Raw genomic sequence first — 17,234 nt, forward strand, 5'->3', positions numbered from 1 at the left:
CCCAGTCCCGAAAAGCTGATGGCGAAGTTAGTCATACTGATGTTGCAAGACGGCAACTTCGATCGAGGATTTCAAGCCCTCTTACAAATTCGGGGCGACAACCCGCCGACAGAAACGCAAATTCAAATCCCCGGAACCCTACCGCCAGCGCCCGAAATTCCGGCATTGCTCGATCGATGGCGGTCTAGCTTTCGATCGCTCAACATGGCTCGCATCGAAGCAATTTCGACTCAAATAGTCAGACCCGATCCGCAGGTGGCGGGCGAGTTAGCCGATCGCTTAAATGAATGGCTCAATTCCGGGGATAAAAAATGGCGTCAAATTCGCGATTTACTACTACAAAATAGTCACGAACAACTCCGCATTCTCCTAGAAACCGAAGATATTCACTTACGGCGTTTACCGTGGCAGGCTTGGGATTTATTTTCGACGGGGAATTACAAACAAACCGATCTGGCGCTCAGTCCGCGCAGCTACCAACAACCGAAGCCCTCTTTTTCTCAAAGTCAAGCAATCAGAGTTTTAGCAGTTTTTGGATATGCAAAACACCTGAAATTGGAACTAGATCGACAGGTTTTAGAAGAATTGGGCGATCGCCAAGCAGACATCGAAATTTTGCAACAGCCATCTGCAGAAGAACTCCGCCACTTATTGCGTCAAAAAAGCTGGCATATTTTCTTTTTTGCCGGACATTCACAAAGTGACGCCAATGGAAAAATCGGCAAATTCAAGCTCAATGAAAAGGAGTGGATGGAAATTGCCGATTTAAAAAACTCTCTGGATTGGGCGATTAATAAAAATGGATTGCAATTAGCCATTTTCAACTCTTGCGACGGCTTGGGGTTGGCGAATCAACTGGCACAACTGCACTTACCGCAAAGCATTGTCATGCGCGAACCCGTCCCCGACGAAGTCGCGACCCAATTTTTACAAGAATTTCTTAGAGCTTTTGCGAATCGCGAGTCTTTTTACGTCTCCGTTCGCTATGCGAGAGGAGCTTTAGAAGATGCCTTTCACCATCAGTATCCTGGAGTAAGTTGGTTACCCGTAATTTGCCAAAATCCGGCAGGAATGCCCCCCCATTGGGAGCGATGGTTAAATCCCCAACGATCGCCCGTCAATGTCGATGGTTTTCCTCTGCTAGCGGTCACTCGCGAGCAAAGTGACGCAGCGATCGATCGCGCGGCGATCGCGCGATCGCCATTAACCCCAAAACGATTAATTCAAATCGGATTTAGTTTATCTGTCATTAGCACTGTATCATTATTAGCCAGTTATGTTTGGGGAACGAGCGATCCTTGGATTCAAACCTTTGGCGATCGCGGTTGGACGATCGAAATGGCGCGGGGAATGCTTTTAATTGTCGGCATTATTTATTTAATAGGGACGAAGTTTTCCCGAGAAGCTGCCGCAGTTTTTGCCTTTCGTTCTCCGTCAAACGATCCGTATGAAATTTTTAATTTATTTCGCTGGTTTGTGAAGGTGTTTTGTTTCGCGATCGCCATTTTATTATTAGATCACCATCTGTGGACGGGACCGGAAGAACTTAAATCTCTCGTGGAATCAAACGGGAGTGATTGGTTAAATTATCGCCTACCCTATTTATTGTATTTACCCTATTCAACCATTAACTTTGCCTTGGCAATCTGGTTATTTGCTGGAGGGAGTTATGCAGCGATCGAAGATTTGCTCGACCTGCGATCGCAAAGTCTCAATTTGAAAAATAAACTCGAACTGATTAACGAAGAAAATGTCAAAGACGATCGAGCGTGTCAATATATCTTAGATGCATTTAAAATCTATTGTTACGACGTCATTTATTTAGCAAAGCGCTATACTTCACTGTTTTCCGGATTGGCGACAGCGATTTTATTTGAAACGATCGCCAGTCGTTCCGTGTTCGGTCAAGATACCTTATCGGAATCGGCGAAAGCCTGGTTTTGGGTCGGTGCGATCGTGGTGGCGATCGTTTTACTCATTATTTTTTGGGGATTTTCCCATTATGAAACCGTGTTTCAGCAGACCTCTCATTGTTTATCTAAATTTGAGGTAAATTATCAACAGTTTGAAAAAGAAAATAATTCCTTTAATGTTTTAAGACGGATTAGCCGTTCTAATTTGAGTATGTATTTAGGTATCTTGATGTTTTTAATTGCGATCGGCCTGATGTTTTGGTTGCCCGTTTAGTTGGGAGATTGTCAAGACTAAAAGAATGACAAAATGAGGGAGCGTACCTTACAATTGCGAGAGATGTTATCAATGAAATAATGATTAAGATCGTCCGCAGAAAGGTAACCTCACTAGAAGCTCAATTACTGGTAAAAGAAATCCAAAAAACCCCTTATATTGTGGGATATTCTGATAAAGAATGGAAAGAAGCAGAGAATATCCGGGTTGCTGAAGATCGTCAGGGCAATCTGATGGGGGTCAGTTTAAATATTGACTTTGGTAAAAATTGGACGAAAATCGCTGTTTTGTACGTGCGCGAAGCCGATCGAGGGCGTGGAATTGGCAAACGGTTATTTTATAGTGCTTTTGAGGAGGCGATCGCCCGCAAACGTCATGTTTATACAATTAGTGGCAATCCAATTGTGATTAAAATGATGGCCGATTTAGAATTTGCCACTTTTCCAAGTCTGTTGCAATTTCCACAAGCTTACCAGTCCGAAAGAAGGATTGTTTATGTTCACATGTTAGCATGGTTGGCGAATTTGTATAGAATTAAAGAAATGATGAGAAAACATTGGGTTTACGACGAGGAAGAACAGTTTATTTATGGGATTCACTTATCGTCTTCGCGATGAAATGAGATCGGAAAGAACAGTGAAGTTTGTCGGATTGAAACGATTATAATTGTAGGGCTGTAACCCGGTGGATGGGAACGGCTGAGGGGGGCAAATAAAATCGAATGTGAGGTTTTTGAGGCGAACCCTTTAAATCGATCGATATTGTAGATAAAACCGACCTAAATCTGGGAAGAGCGTACCCGGTTCGAGATCGCCTTAAGCCTTTACCACAGTAGCCGTTCCCTAGGATCGATCGCGCCGTCGGGGAACTGTCGCGAGAGGCGATCGCTCGGATTCCCCCTTCCTCAGTTGCCGACCCTGGCGCGGCGATCGTTCCGATCGACTTACAACAAGTGGCGGATTTCATTTCAGAAATCAAAAGTTATAATAATTGCTTGGAAGAACAGTTAGAAAGCTGAGTTTTTCAATTGGAATATGCCAAGAATGCTCGAACTGATTAAATCTGAAAATAAACGAGATTAAGCGGGCGTTCGACCCTCGATCGAGATCGCGACCCGTTCGAGTTCGATCGACCCCAATCGCACGCGCGAGGCTAAAGCGATCGCCTCACTCTTTAAAATTGAGACAACATCGAAACAAATTGAAGACAGTCAAAACGGGAAAACGGCAAGAGGAATGGCGCAAACTGCGGAGTCGGTAAACCAGGGAATGGCTAATATTTTAATCGTAGACGATACGATCGATAGTTTGCGGTTGTTAACCAGCGTTTTAGAGGAACGCGGTTACGTGACGAGACCTCTTCTCGATGGCAAAATGGCGCTGGAAGCGGCGCGGATCGAGCCTCCCGATTTGATTTTACTCGATATCATGATGCCCGAACCGAACGGGTATGAAGTATGCACGCAACTGAAAGCCGATCCCCAAACCGAAAAAATTCCAATTATTTTTATCAGTGCCAAAGGAGAGACCTTCGATATCGTCAAAGGATTATCATTGGGAGCGGTCGATTATATTGCCAAACCGTTCAAAGTTGAAGAAGTGCTGGCGCGGGTCGAAAATCAACTGAAGATTTGGCACTTGCAGAAAGAATTAGAAGCTAAAAATCTCAAACTTCAAAAAGAGATTCGCGATCGCCGGCGGGCGCAAGACTACTTACGAAAAAGTACGCGCCAACTGCGAGACCAAAATCGGATTTTAACGAGACTGGCCAAAAATCGTGCCCTGCAAGAGGGAGACTTGCCCGGCGCCTTGCGCGAAATTGCCAAAACCACGGGGGTGCATCTCGACATCGAACGAACCACCATTTGGCTCTACGACGAAGGGCGCACGGCGATCGAATGCGTGGAACTGTTCGAGCGCGATCGCGGCTCGTCGAACCCCCAACTGAGCTTGAGCGTGGCGGACCATCCGGCCTATTTCCAAGCCTTAGAAGCGGAAGGACCGATCCTCGCCCCCAACGCTGCCGAGAACGCCCAGACTGCCGAATTTGCCGAGCAGTACTTACAACCGTTTGGCATTGTCTCGACCCTCGACACCCCGATTTGTCTCGGGGGTAAAACCGTGGGGATTTTGTGCCTCGAAAGCGTCGGTGTCCCTCGCGAGTGGAACTTACAAGAGGAAATGTTCGCCCGCTCGATCGCCGATTTAATCGCCCTGGCGATCGAAGCCCGGGCGCGTTACGAGGCGCAAAAGGCACTAAAACGAGAGCTGGAAGCCTCCCAACTGCTGCGGCAAATGACCGAAGCGATTCGCGCCCAACTCGATTTAGAACAACTGTTGGAAACCGCCGCCAGTCAGATCGGGCGGGCCTTCGGGGTGAGTCGGGCGTCAATTTTGTTGTACGTCGAGCGACCGACGCCGAAACTTCCGGTTTTGGGGGAATATTTGGGACCCGGGTGCGAAGATTCCCTTTTAGATCTGCACGTTCCCATCGAAGGGAACGCCCACGCCCAGGCGGTATTAGCCAGCGATCGCGCGATCGCCTGTTCCGATGTCGAACAGAATTCCCTGTTCGATAACGTCCGTCAGATTACTCGCACCCACCAAATGCGATCGATGTTGACCGTGCGAACCTCCTACCAGGGAAAAGCGAACGGAATCGTCAGCTTGCACCAATGCGATCGCCTGCGCCAGTGGAGTACGGAAGAGATCGAACGAGTCCAAGCGATCGCCGCCCAACTCGGAATCGCGATCGCCCAAGCACAACTACTCGAACAGGAAAAACAAGCGCGGGCCGAGCGCGATCGCCAAAATCAGCAACTCGAAGCAGAAATTCGCCAACGCCAACACCTGCAAGACGCCCTCACTCACAGCGAAGAAAAATATCGCGCCCTCGTCGAAACCTCCCAAGACGCGATCTGGTATTGCGACCTCGACAGTCGCTATACCTTCGTCAACCCCGCCATCCGGACGATCTACGGCTACGAACCCGAAGAGACGATCGGACGGGAGTGGGTAGAATTTGCCGCCCCGGAACGACAGGAGCGCGATCGCGAGATCTTCAAGCGCTTGGGGAACGGGGAATCCGTATTTCAATACGAAACCACCCATCTCGACCGACACGGACGCAAAATCGAGTTATTGGTCAACGCAACGCCCGTGCGCGATCGTCGAGGACAGATCGAGGCGATCGCCGGAAGCACCTCCAACATCAGCAAACGCAAACAAGCCGAAACCGACATCCTCTGGGCCAAAGAGCTGCTTCAAAGCATCTTCGACAAATCGGCGGACGCCCTGTTTCTCGTCAACCCGAACACCGGACGGGTAACCGACTGCAACCGCCGCGCCCTCGAACTGTTTGAAGTCGAAGATAAAAACGAGCTCGTCGGGATCGAAGGTCACACCCTCCAAAAACACCAATTTTCCGCCGAACAACTCCAGGCCATTTACCGAGAAGTCAGGGCGACGGGGATCTGGTCTCAGGAAATAGAATATATCAGCCGCAAAGGTCGCTTCTTTTGGGGAAACCTCGCCGCCACTCAAATCCTCGTCGGCGGCGAACGATTTAACTTAGTGCGCGTCACCGACATTACCGAGCGCAAACAACGAGAACGGGCCTTATCCTTGATGGTCGAAGGCACCGCCGCCGCCACGGGTCGAAACTTTTTCTATACCTGCGTTCGCTACTTGGCTCAAGTGCTCGACGTGCGCTACGCCGCCATTTCCCAATGCGTCGATGGTTCCGAACGCGGACGCATCCGCACCCTAGCCTTTTGGTCCGGAGAAACCTGGGAAGAGAACGTCGAATACGACATCGCCGGAACCCCTTGTGAGGATGTGATTTCAGGGGAACGGTGCTACTATCCCGATTCCGTACAACAATCCTTTCCCGACGACCTCTATTTCGCCCGTAGCGGGGTGCAGTCTTATTTAGGTTGGCCGTTGAAAGACTCCACCGGAAAAGTTTTGGGACTGCTGGCGGTCTTTGACGTGCGTCCCATGCCCGCCGACCCGGGACGGGAGTCGATTTTGAGGATTTTCGCCGCCCGCGCCGCCGCCGAACTGGAACGGCAGCAAGCGGAGGAAGCCTTACGCAAGAGCGAACAGAGATTCCGGGTGCTGTTCGAGTCGAGCTTTCAATTTTCCGGTTTACTGCAACCGGACGGCACCTTAATGGCGTCCAATCAGACCTCGTTGCAGTTTATCGGTTTGGACGACGATCGCTCCCTGGTGGGCTTGCCCTTTTGGGAAACGCCGTGGTGGTTGCCCGGTCCGGGAGACGAGCCCGACGCTGCCGGGAAACTCACCTCGAAACAGCGCCAATTGCAAGGGGCGATCGCCCGGGCGGCGACGGGAAAGATCGTCCGTTACGAAGTCGAAATCGTCGGGAAAACGGGAGAGGCGATCGTCCTCGATTTTTCGATCGAGCCGATCGCCGACGAAGGCGGACGAGTGGTGCTCTTGTTGCCGGAAGGGCGCGACATCACCGATCGCAAGCGGGCGGAAGACGCCTTATTACAAAGTCAGCGCTTTGTACGGCGGATTGCGGAAGCGTCGCCCAACCTTTTATATATTTACGACTTAATCGAGCATTGCTTGATTTATACGAATCGGGACTTTGGCCTGTTGCTCGATCGAATGCAAGGGAATGAAAGGCCGAGTGCGTTCTGGGAACGAGCGATCCATCCCGACGACCTGGGCAATTATTTAGCTCACCTAGAACAGTTCGAGCAAGCAGAAGACGGGGAAGTTTTCGAGATCGAGTATCGGATCCGCGATCGCTCCGGAGCGTGGCGCACCTGGATCGCGCGCGAAACCCTGTTTGCGAGGACGGCGGACGGTCGGGTGCAGCAAATTTTAGGCACGGCGACGGACATCACCGATCGCCAGCAAAGCGAGTTAGAACTGCGCGTGGCGAAGGAGCGCTTGCAATACTTGCTGACCGCTTCTCCGGCGATGGTTTTTAGCTGCAAGGCGGACGGAAATTACGAGATGACCTTCCTCAGCGACAACATCACCGAAATTTTCGGTTACCGACCCGACGAGTTTCTCGAAGATCCGCAATTGTGGCCGAGCCGCATTCATCCCGAGGATCGCGCGCGAATTTTCCAAGGCTTGCAGCAGTTGTTCGAGTCCGATCGCCACACTCACGAGTATCGCTTTCGTTCCAAAGATGGCCACTATCGCTGGATTCAAAATCAGATGCGGCTGATTCGCGATCGCGACGGCCAACCCCTCGAAATCGTCGGGTACGGCGCCGATATCAGCGATCGCAAACTCGCCGAACTCGCGTTAGAAGAGAGCCAGCGCCGCTATCAAACCCTCGCCGAAGTTTCTCCCGTCTGTATTTTCCACGCGGATCGCGAGGGGCACTGTACCTACATCAACCGCCGTTGGCAGGAAATGACGGGAGTTCCCGCAGAAAACATCCTCGGCGACGGCTGGCTGAGCTACGTCCACGACGAGGATCGGGAGTGGGTGCATTGGCAATGGCTGCAAGCCTACCGCGATCGCTCCCCCTGGAAAGCCGAACTGCGGATGGTCCGTCCGGACGGTTCGGTGCTGACGATCGTCGCCCAAGCGGTGCCGGAAATTGACGAAGACGGCGCCCAAGTCGGCTACGTCGGCACCCTCACCGATATCAGCGAGCGCAAATTAGCCGAAGAAGCCTTGCGCGAAAGCGCCCGACGGGAACGGGCGATCGCCCAAGCGATCCAGCGAATGCGCGAAACCCTGGATTTCGATCGAATCTTCCACGCCACCACCGAAGAACTGCGCCATCTGTTGAACTGCGATCGCGTCGTCATCTATCGCTTCAACGGCGATCGCTCGCTCCACGCGATCGCCGAATCGGTAAGCGACCCCGCCCTCGCCTTACTCGCCGACGAACCGACCACCGAATCCGTCAATCGCTCGGGACCGCAACTGGGCGTGCATCGCAGCGACGCCGAGCAGTTTTTCGCCGCCGAAGGGCTCACCCCCCACCAAGACTGGTGCTATCGGGCGATCGCCGATACGGAAACGGCCCCACTGCCTCCCGAAGACCGCGACGCCTTAGATTGCCTCAGCGCCCGCGCTTATATCGCCGTGGCCATTTTCTGCGGTCCGCGACTGTGGGGGCTGCTCGCCACCTATCAAAATCGCGAACCGCGTCAGTGGAAAGCGGCGGAAATTAACACGATCGTGCCGATCTCGATTCAGTTGGGGGTGGCCCTGCAGCAAGCGCAACTGCTCGACCAAACCAAACAACAGTCCGCCGCCTTGGAACGGGCCGCGATCGCCGCCGACGCCGCCAACCGCGCCAAAAGCGAATTTCTCGCCGCCATGAGTCACGAACTGCGAACCCCCCTCAACGCCATCCTCGGCTTTACCCAACTCATGAGCCGCGATCGCAGTTTGAACGCCACCCAACACGAGCAACTGAGCATTATCAACCGCGCGGGCGAACATCTGCTCGAATTGATCGACGACATTTTAGAAATGTCCAAAATCGAAGCGGGACGCACGGGACTCTCTTGCACTCCCTTCGATTCGATCCGCCTCTTACGCGCTTTAGAAGACATGTTACGGCTCAAAGCCGAACACAAACACTTGCAATTCGAGGTCGAGATCGCCCCGACGATGCCGCGCTACGTTCGCGGGGATCCAGGAAAATTGCGTCAGGTCTTGTTAAATATCCTCGGCAACGCGATCAAATTTACCGAAACGGGAACGATCCGCTTAGAAGTCGAACCCCGCGCCTTCGAGGGGGATCCCGAAACCCTCGGCCCTTGTCGGATCCGCTTCCAAATCGTCGATAGCGGACCGGGAATCGCCCCGGAAGAACTCGACGACCTCTTTAAACCGTTCGTGCAAACCGCTTCCGGACGCAAGTCCCAACAGGGAACCGGGTTGGGCCTGCCGATTTCGCAAAAATTCGTGCGCCTGATGGGAGGGGACATCGAGGTGGAATCCACCGTCGGCGTCGGCAGCGTGTTTCGCTTTGAAATCGACCTCGATCGCGTCGAACCCAGCAGCGTCGGCGAACCGCCTTCCCGGCGACAGGCGATCGGCTTGGAACCGGGACAGCCGGAATATCGCATTTTGGTCGCCGACGATCGCCCGGACAGCCGTCTGTGGTTGGTGACGCTCTTGCGCGAGATCGGCTTTCAAGTGTGCGAGGCCCAAAATGGAACCGAGGCGATCGGCATCTGGCAGCGCTGGCGACCGCAAGCGATCTTGATGGACATGCAAATGCCCGAGATCGACGGTTACGAAGCCACCCGGCGCATCAAAGCCACTGCGGAAGGCAAAAAAACCAAAATCCTCGCTCAAACCGCCAGCGCCTTTGAAGAAGACCGCCAGCAAGTCTTGGCGGTCGGTTGCGACGACTTCCTGCGCAAACCCCTGCGACCGGAAAAACTGCTCGACAAACTCGGCCAGCATTTAGGGTTACGATATGTTTATCGGGAAGAGGAAGAAGGGGCGACCTCGGACGCCGACCTTCCCCCAGAACCCTTGAGTGACGATCGCCTCCGCCTCGATCTCGCTCAAATGCCTCCGGAGTGGATCGAGCGTATCGGTCGAGCCGCCCGCGAAGGGAATGACGAGTTAATTTTAGAAGCGATCGCCGATCTTCCCGAAGACCTCGCCCCCTTAGCCCGCACTCTGACCGACTTCGCTCAAAACTTCCAGTTCGAGAGCATTATGAATTTGGTTCGACCCGAACAGCTCTAATGGGCCAAACTGCCCTCGAAGGGAGATCGCACCCCGACCACTGAAGTGAAAAGTTAAAAGTGAAAAGTTAAAAGTTACTATTCACTATTCACTATTCACTATTCACTTTTCACTATTTCCTCTTGGCTTTTTGCGAGAACGTGGCCCACGAGATTTTACCCCAACCCTCCATGAATTCCGATCTTCCTGAGAATGCCAGCGTCGATATTTTAATCGTTGACGATACCCCGGATAACTTATATATTTTGGCGCGAATGCTGTCGAAACGCGGCTACAAAGTTCGCAAGGCTCTCGATGGCTCGATGGCCTTGACCGCTTGTAAAACGTTGGTTCCGGATCTAATTTTACTCGATATCATGATGCCGGAAATGGATGGGTTCGAGGTGTGTCAGCAACTCAAAGCCAATCCGGAAACCCGCGATATTCCCGTGATTTTTCTCAGTGCCTTGGTGGATGCTTTAGATAAGGTGAAAGCCTTTAAAATGGGGGGGGTCGATTACATTACCAAACCCTTTCAGTTGGAAGAAGTGTTAATCCGGGTTCAACACCAACTGCTGTTACGTCAGGCTAAAGAAAAAATTCAACAGCTCAACGCCGAACTCGAATCGCGGGTGCGCGCCCGAACTCAGCAACTCGAACTCGCCAATCAAGAGTTGAAAAATGAGATCGAACGACGGCAAGAATTGCAAAATGAATTGTTGCACCTGGCCCTCCACGATTCCCTGACGAATTTGCCGAATCGGGCGTTGTTTATGGAGTCTTTACAAAAGGCGATCGCCCAACTCGAACGGGAGGAAAACTATCAGTTTGCCGTCTTGTTTTTAGACTGCGATCGCTTTAAGGTCGTCAACGATTCCCTCGGTCATTCCGTCGGCGACGAACTGTTACAGGCGATCTCCCAACGCCTCCAGCACTGCCTCAAACGGGAGGATTTACTCGCCCGCCTCGGCGGCGATGAATTTGCCATTTTACTCCGTCGCATCGCCGATGAAGCGGAAGCGATCGCCGTCGCCGAACGCATTCTCTCCAGTCTTTCTACCCCATTTCAGCTATCGAGACACGAAGTTTTTATTAATGCCAGCATCGGGATCGCCCTGAGCAATGTTTACGACGATTCCCCGGAATATCTGTTACGGGATGCCGATACCGCCATGTATCGGGCTAAAGCTTTGGGACGCTCCCGCTACCACGTTTTCGATCCGTCGATGCACCAGTCGGTCTTACGGCGTCTGGAGCTAGAAAACGATCTCAGACGGGCGATCGAACGGGAAGAATTAAAAGTTTTTTACCAGCCGATCGTCGATTTGTCAAGCGGTCGGATAGTCGCTTTCGAGGCGCTGGTGCGCTGGTTCCACAGCAAGCGGGGTTTTGTCTCTCCGGCAGAATTTATCCCGGTGGCGGAAGAAAGTGGCGTCATTCACGCGATCGACTTGTGGGTTTTACAATCGGCCTGTCGCCAGCTCCAACAGTGGCAAAAAGTGGGGGCGATCGATTCTAAGCTGTCGGTGGGGATTAATTTATCGGCGATTACGTTTTTGAGACCCCATTTAACGGAGGAAATCCGGCGGATCGTCACCGATCTCGATTTCGATCCGGAGCGCTTAAAACTAGAAATTACCGAAACGGCAATCCTGGAAAATAAGGATCTCGCTCAAGCGAAAATTGGCGAACTGCAACAGTGCGGCATCAAGATCAGTTTGGACGATTTTGGCACGGGATATTCGTCGTTGAGCTACTTGCACGAACTCCCGGTCAACACGCTCAAAATCGACCAATCTTTTATCCGCCGCATGGATGGCAACCCCCAAAATCGCGATTTAATTCCGGCAATTATTACAATGGCTCATACAATGGAAATGGAAGCGATCGCGGAAGGAATCGAAACTCAAGGGCAGTTGAATCAGTTGCGGAAATTAGCGTGCAATTGCGGACAAGGATATCTGTTTTCGGCTCCCCTCGACGCTCCATCGACCCGGGATTTGCTAGCCAGCCAGCCTCGGTGGTAAACCACCCAACTATCAATCGCAGGGGAAGGGCGATCGCGACTTCGGATCCATGGGGGGATGTTATCGCGAAGCGATCGCCGTCGTCGAGTCAACGTGCGAGAACAAGATCGTCCTCGCGATCGCTCCCTTGGAGTATCATAGTCCAGCTAGCGCGATTGCCTGGAACTCTCCGCGCTATTGTCCGCACCTTCAGGGTCGATCCGTTGCAAGCCGCGTTCGCTTAGGGTCTCCCGAGGAGGATCGCCGATTCCAGCATCCCGACCGGGTAAGGGTTTCATTTCTGGAACCGCACTCGTGTCGCCGGAGGGAAGCGAGCCGATTTTCATGTCGGTCTCGACGGGGACGCCGATGGGGACTCGAACGCACAGAGGCTTCTAGACTGACCGATGATTTCAGGGGGTCTACAACAAACGGCGATTCACCTGCGCAGATGCATCGCGATCGCCCGGTTGTCGCGTTTGTCAAGATGTTTTGACTTGAGGACTGGCATCATTATGACCGAACCTGTAAGCGAACGGCCAACGATTCTGATCGTTGACGATACCCCCGATAATTTAAGGCTGCTGTCGGCTATGCTCAGCGATCGCGGCTACGAAGTCAGGAAAGCGATTAATGGCCGTATGGCGTTGATTGCGGTGGAAGCGGCCCATCCGGACCTGATCTTGCTCGATATCATGATGCCGGAAATGGACGGTTACGAGGTCTGCACCCAACTGAAAAGCTCGCCAGTCACTGAGGAGATCCCCGTAATTTTTTTGAGCGCGCTCAACGAAATTAACGATAAGGTCAAAGCCTTTACGGTCGGGGGAGCCGACTACATCAGCAAACCGTTTCACGAACGAGAAGTGTTGATTCGGGTCGAAAATCGCTTGATGTTACGGCGACTGCAAAAACAACTGAGCGAGCAAAATACCAAACTGCTCGAACAAAACGAGCGACTCAACCAGTTAAATGCCGAACTCGAACGCTCGAATCAAGAATTGGAACAGTTCGCTTACGTCGTTTCCCACGACTTACAATCCCCGTTGCAAAGTATTATTGGGTTTGTCGATTTACTCGCTTACAAATACAAAAATAAGCTCGATGAAAAAGCAAATCGCTACATCTATTTTATTGAAGATGGCGCCAAGCGAATGCAACAATTGATTCAAGGGTTGTTGGCTTATTCTCGGGTGGGACGAAAAGGGGGAGAGTTTGAACCCGTCGATTGCAAGGCGATTGTCGATGCGGTCACCCATAATTTATCGGCGTCGATCGCCGCCAGCGATGCGGAAATTATTTGCCATGCTTTACCGGAGGCGATCGCCGATCCGTTGCAACTTTCCCAAGTGTTTCAAAATTTAATCGGAAATGCGATTAAATTTTGCCGTCCAGAGGAGCCGCCGAAAGTGGAAATTTCCGCCGAACGGAAAGACGATCAATGGTTATTTAAGGTGAGCGATAACGGGATCGGGATCGAGGCGGAATACTTTCAGCGTATTTTTGAGATTTTTCAACGGTTGCACACCCCAGAAGAATATCCGGGAACGGGAATTGGGATGGCAATTTGTAAGAAGATCGTGGAACGCCACGGGGGACAGATTTGGGTGGAATCGACGGTGAATGTGGGAACGACTTTTTACTTTACCCTGCCGTGCGATCGCCCCTAATCTCTATCGAGTTATTATTATAGAAATTAATGAGGAAAGATTAAAGGTCAACGGGAGGAACGATGAATGGGATTGGGCGATCGCATCAGTCGGCTGGTTCGTTCTAATTTGAACGACTGGCAAAATCAAAAAACCGACCCGCAAACAGAAGTCGATGCTACCCTCGCCGAACTCCAATCGAGCGTGAACCGAGCCCTAGAGGCGCGACGCCAACTCGAAGGGGATTTGGAGGAAGCGCGCGGGAGGGGCGATCGCCTCCAAGAGACGGCCAAACGGGCACTGCAGCAAGGCGACGAACCGGAAGCCCGCCGGATTTTGTTGGAGAAGCGCACCTATACCCAACAGGCGATCGCCTTGCAAACGCAACTCGATCGCCTGGCGCCGACGGTGGAGCGACTCCAACAACAACTCGCCCGTCTCGAATACCAACGCAGTATTTTACACGGGAGCGCCACCGCCGCGCAGATGGATCTGACCTTAGAAGAACTCAAGAATAATGTGGCTCAGATCGATGCGGAACTCGAATGGTTGCGATCGCAACTGTAATCCCCATTAAGCGGGCGATCGCTCCGTCCCGATGCCCGATTCCCAATGGCCAATTTTTGCCCCAAGGGGTAGCAAACAGCGCCCCTTGATTGCAAAATAGAGGTAGAAAGATGAGAATGTTTTATAAATCTTAAGAAAGGGGGAATCCAGCTATGGATCTTGACTTACGTTTGCTGATTGTTTTGCTGCCCGTGTTAGCTGCAGGGGGTTGGGCGTTCTACAACGTCGGTAAAGTGGCGCTGCAACAACTGCAAAACTTTTTGAATAAAGAAGCCTAAATTCCACACACAAGCGTTGGCACGCACTCGGCACGCGGCGATCGGGTCGATCGTTCCCCACGTCTTGAAGGAACTCTCAGCCCGGTTGCGCGGTCTACCGAAGTAAGCAGCTAAGACTGCCCTTGTGCATTTGCAAACACTAAACCCAAACATATACACCCTATATAAAGCTTCTAGTCGTTGGCTGGGAGCTTTTTTTTTGGGAATTTTTGGGAATTTTTGGGGACCGATGGAGAACGGCGATCGCCCTCAATCGCTCAAAATCTAAATTCTACCCGAGAGGTAAGGTAAAAAAGAACTGACTGCCTCGGGACAGTTCGCTTTCGACCCAAATTCTACCGCCGTGTTGGAGGACGATTTGGCGGCAAATGGCCAAGCCGAGACCGGACCCGCCATAGGCGCGCGAGTCGGACGAGTCTACTTGCTGGAAGCGCTCGAAAATGGTTTCGAGTTTTTCTTTGGGAATCCCGCGACCGCGATCGCGGACTTGGAAAAGGATGTCGCGATCGCCGATCTCGGCGTCCAACCACACCGAACTGCCGGGGGGAGAAAATTTAATCGCATTGCTGAGTAAATTGGTCAATACCTGGATGGCGCGATCGCGATCGCAGTAAATCGGCGCCTTGGGGACCCGCACGAATAAGGAAATTTGCCCTTTTTCGGCGAGGGGTTGGATCGATTCGACCGCTTGCGCGGCGATCTCGGAAGCATCGCCGTTGTGGGGGTGCATGACGATTTTACCCGAGGTCATCCCTTCAATATCGAGAATGTCGTTGAGTAACAACAACAGGCGATCGGTATTGTTGAGGGCAATTTCGAGCATTCGTCGTCCTTTGTGCGCTTCGGCGGAGATGACCCCACTGGCGAGCAAACCCAAGGCGCCGCGAATCGCCGCGACGGGGGTTCGCAGTTCGTGGCTGACCATCGAGAGCAATTCGTCTTTCATGCGCTCGATTTCCTGACGTTCGGTAATGTCTTTGAAGGTGACGACCGCACCGACAATTTGACCATTTTGCCGGATCGGGGCGCTGACGTATTCCACGGGAAAGGGTTTGCCGTTGGGACGGAGGAACCAGGCGTTGGTGACGTACTGGACGCTGCCTTCGGCGATCGTGGTGGCGATCGCGGCTTCGGGTTGGGGGCGATCGCCCGAGGGGTCGTCGGGGGGAGCAAACAGGCTCGCGATCGGCATCCCGATCGCGTGGGATGTATGGGTTTGCAGCACGACTGCCGCCGCCGGATTAAGGTAGGTAATTTTGAGATCCGCATCGAGTCCGCAAATCCCTTCCCCGGCGGAATTGAGAATCAGTTCGTTTTGCAGGCGCAGCCGTTCTACGGCTTGTTCGGCTTGTTTGTAGTCGTTTAAGTCTTGGAGAATACTCAGGGCGTACAGATCGGCGCGATCGGCCATTTGGTGGAGGCGATCGCGAATCGAACCGAGTTCCTGACGGTCGTTGACCGGGGATCGCGGTGCGGGAATTTGCGAATTCGGCCACGTGGGCAGGTTGTTACACGGACAGACTTGGGGAGGCATTCCTCGACTCCGCAAGGGAATGGGCATCGTACAACGCGAACACTCTACAATGTCCCACTCGGGACTGAGAAGGTCGGCGATCGTTTCGTCGGTTCCTTCTAAATAACAATCGCCAAATTCAGGAGTTCCCACTGCTTGCCATAACGATTCAAAATCGCTGCTGTAGCGATCGCCTCGAATCACTGGCCGGGGTTGTTGCTCGATTTCTCCATTACAAACAAAAACTTTCTTGCCCAATTGCAACCAATAAGCAAGATATTGTCTTACTTTTAAGTGGGAGGCCATGAATAAATATCAACCGTTTATTTAAAAAAAACAATTAATGATTTGATTTTAAACTATTTAACTGAATTATAGCCGGACATCGGTAAAAACACCCTAAAAAAAGGCTTAAAATCGATCGCCATTTCCGTGCGATCGCGCCGTGTAAAGAGGTGGATCGGTGGCATTGAACGGGATAAAACGGCGATCGATTCTCTCCCCCGATTGCTGACAGCAGTATCCTTTGAATCTGGAGGCAAGATCGGGGGGGATCGCCGACTTTTGGCCGATCGCGGCATCGAAACAGAGCGGCGCGATCGCGCGACCTTAACCCCCGTTTACTATCCCGTTTTCCCTCAGTGACGGCGGCGGGGCTTCTCCAAGCTCACCGAGGCAAGAGGACGGGGATCGCCGTCTCCGGCAGGACGACGGTTAAACCGGGGGGTTGACCCACCGTTAAAGTCCCGCCAACTTTGCCCCATGTTTCCTGTACGTCGCTGGGGAGTCGAACGGCGATCGCTCCGGGGAGAAACGTCGATCGTTCACGGGTGCGATCGCGAGTTTGAGAGACTTAACTCCTGTAAAGATTGTCCGGTCACCCGACAAATCCGCCAATCGGGAAGGAGATCGGCACCGAGATGCTGGTAAAAGGCGATCGCGGGTTCGTTCCAATCCAATACGGACCATTCCAAGCGACCGCAACCGCGCGCGATCGCCACTTGTGCGAGATAACTTATCAAAGATTTGCCGATGCCTCGACTGCGATATTCGGGCAGAACAAATAAGTCTTCTAAATAGATTCCCGGTTTGGTTAAAAACGTAGAATAGTTGTAGAAAAATAGAGCAAATCCGACTAAATTGGTTCCGACTTCGGCGACGATCGCTTCCGCGTAAGGGCGATCGCCGAATAAATGCGCTTTCAAGGTCTCGGGATTGCCTCGCACTTGATGGGAAAGCCGTTCGTAAGCGGCTAATGCTCGAATTAACTCAAAAATCCCACGGGTGTCGTCTTCGATGGCGGGACGGATGGCAAAGGATAAGTCAGGTTCGGACATCAC

The 17,234-nt window shown here is 52.3% G+C and carries 10 protein-coding genes; 7 read left to right on the forward strand and 3 right to left on the reverse strand.

Going from position 1 to position 17,234, the window contains the following annotated elements:
• The first annotated feature begins 18 nt into the window (after nucleotides 1–18).
• The 4 genes from JJD41_RS03170 (at nucleotide 19) to JJD41_RS03185 (ending at nucleotide 11,908) form a co-directional block, all read left to right on the forward strand.
• A complete protein-coding gene (locus JJD41_RS03170) occupies nucleotides 19–2,187 on the forward strand; it encodes a CHAT domain-containing protein (RefSeq protein WP_200664679.1) in 2,169 nt (722 codons plus the stop codon).
• A gap of 80 nt (nucleotides 2,188–2,267) precedes the next feature.
• Nucleotides 2,268–2,804, forward strand: a complete 537-nt coding sequence (locus JJD41_RS03175; RefSeq protein ID WP_200664680.1) for a GNAT family N-acetyltransferase — start codon at nucleotides 2,268–2,270, stop codon at nucleotides 2,802–2,804.
• Between the two features lie 618 nt (nucleotides 2,805–3,422).
• Nucleotides 3,423–9,902, forward strand: a complete 6,480-nt coding sequence (locus JJD41_RS03180) for a PAS domain S-box protein (protein WP_200664681.1) — start codon at nucleotides 3,423–3,425, stop codon at nucleotides 9,900–9,902.
• Between the two features lie 170 nt (nucleotides 9,903–10,072).
• The gene (locus JJD41_RS03185; protein WP_200667040.1) at nucleotides 10,073–11,908 is read left to right on the forward strand and encodes a two-component system response regulator; all 1,836 of its coding nucleotides are present in this window, start codon (nucleotides 10,073–10,075) and stop codon (nucleotides 11,906–11,908) included.
• 146 nt (nucleotides 11,909–12,054) lie between these two features.
• Here the strand turns inward: JJD41_RS03185 and JJD41_RS03190 are convergent, their stop codons facing one another.
• The gene (locus JJD41_RS03190; RefSeq protein ID WP_200664682.1) at nucleotides 12,055–12,234 is read right to left on the reverse strand and encodes a hypothetical protein; all 180 of its coding nucleotides are present in this window, start codon (nucleotides 12,232–12,234) and stop codon (nucleotides 12,055–12,057) included.
• Between the two features lie 168 nt (nucleotides 12,235–12,402).
• Between JJD41_RS03190 and JJD41_RS03195 the strand changes: the two genes are divergently transcribed.
• The 3 genes from JJD41_RS03195 (at nucleotide 12,403) to JJD41_RS03205 (ending at nucleotide 14,381) form a co-directional block, all read left to right on the forward strand.
• Complete coding sequence (locus JJD41_RS03195; RefSeq protein WP_200664683.1) at nucleotides 12,403–13,557, forward strand: sensor histidine kinase; 1,155 nt, start codon at nucleotides 12,403–12,405, stop codon at nucleotides 13,555–13,557.
• A gap of 66 nt (nucleotides 13,558–13,623) precedes the next feature.
• Nucleotides 13,624–14,103 (forward strand): PspA/IM30 family protein, encoded by a 480-nt coding sequence (locus JJD41_RS03200; RefSeq protein ID WP_200664684.1) that lies wholly within the window; start codon nucleotides 13,624–13,626, stop codon nucleotides 14,101–14,103.
• Nucleotides 14,104–14,255: 152 nt separating this feature from the next.
• Nucleotides 14,256–14,381 (forward strand): photosystem II protein Y, encoded by a 126-nt coding sequence (locus JJD41_RS03205; protein ID WP_168568611.1) that lies wholly within the window; start codon nucleotides 14,256–14,258, stop codon nucleotides 14,379–14,381.
• Between the two features lie 271 nt (nucleotides 14,382–14,652).
• Here the strand turns inward: JJD41_RS03205 and JJD41_RS03210 are convergent, their stop codons facing one another.
• Nucleotides 14,653–16,200, reverse strand: coding sequence for a PAS domain-containing sensor histidine kinase (locus JJD41_RS03210; RefSeq protein WP_200664685.1), 1,548 nt, complete (start codon nucleotides 16,198–16,200; stop codon nucleotides 14,653–14,655).
• Nucleotides 16,201–16,718: 518 nt separating this feature from the next.
• The gene (locus JJD41_RS03215; RefSeq protein WP_200664686.1) at nucleotides 16,719–17,231 is read right to left on the reverse strand and encodes a GNAT family N-acetyltransferase; all 513 of its coding nucleotides are present in this window, start codon (nucleotides 17,229–17,231) and stop codon (nucleotides 16,719–16,721) included.
• Between the last annotated feature and the right edge of the window lie 3 nt (nucleotides 17,232–17,234).

This window comes from Oxynema mangrovii CENA135 (assembly GCF_016632315.1).
Classification (GTDB): domain Bacteria; phylum Cyanobacteriota; class Cyanobacteriia; order Cyanobacteriales; family Laspinemataceae; genus Oxynema; species Oxynema aestuarii.

Excerpts from the sequence above, each read along its gene's own strand:
- JJD41_RS03170 (WP_200664679.1), top strand. The coding sequence starts at position 19 with ATGGCGAAGTTAGTCATACTGATGTTGCAAGACGGCAACTTCGATCGA.
- JJD41_RS03175 (WP_200664680.1), top strand. The coding sequence starts at position 2,268 with ATGATTAAGATCGTCCGCAGAAAGGTAACCTCACTAGAAGCTCAATTA.
- JJD41_RS03180 (WP_200664681.1), top strand. The coding sequence starts at position 3,423 with ATGGCGCAAACTGCGGAGTCGGTAAACCAGGGAATGGCTAATATTTTA.
- JJD41_RS03185 (WP_200667040.1), top strand. The coding sequence starts at position 10,073 with ATGAATTCCGATCTTCCTGAGAATGCCAGCGTCGATATTTTAATCGTT.
- JJD41_RS03190 (WP_200664682.1), bottom strand. The coding sequence starts at position 12,234 with ATGAAAATCGGCTCGCTTCCCTCCGGCGACACGAGTGCGGTTCCAGAA.
- JJD41_RS03195 (WP_200664683.1), top strand. The coding sequence starts at position 12,403 with ATGACCGAACCTGTAAGCGAACGGCCAACGATTCTGATCGTTGACGAT.
- JJD41_RS03200 (WP_200664684.1), top strand. The coding sequence starts at position 13,624 with ATGGGATTGGGCGATCGCATCAGTCGGCTGGTTCGTTCTAATTTGAAC.
- JJD41_RS03205 (WP_168568611.1), top strand. The coding sequence starts at position 14,256 with ATGGATCTTGACTTACGTTTGCTGATTGTTTTGCTGCCCGTGTTAGCT.
- JJD41_RS03210 (WP_200664685.1), bottom strand. The coding sequence starts at position 16,200 with ATGGCCTCCCACTTAAAAGTAAGACAATATCTTGCTTATTGGTTGCAA.
- JJD41_RS03215 (WP_200664686.1), bottom strand. The coding sequence starts at position 17,231 with ATGTCCGAACCTGACTTATCCTTTGCCATCCGTCCCGCCATCGAAGAC.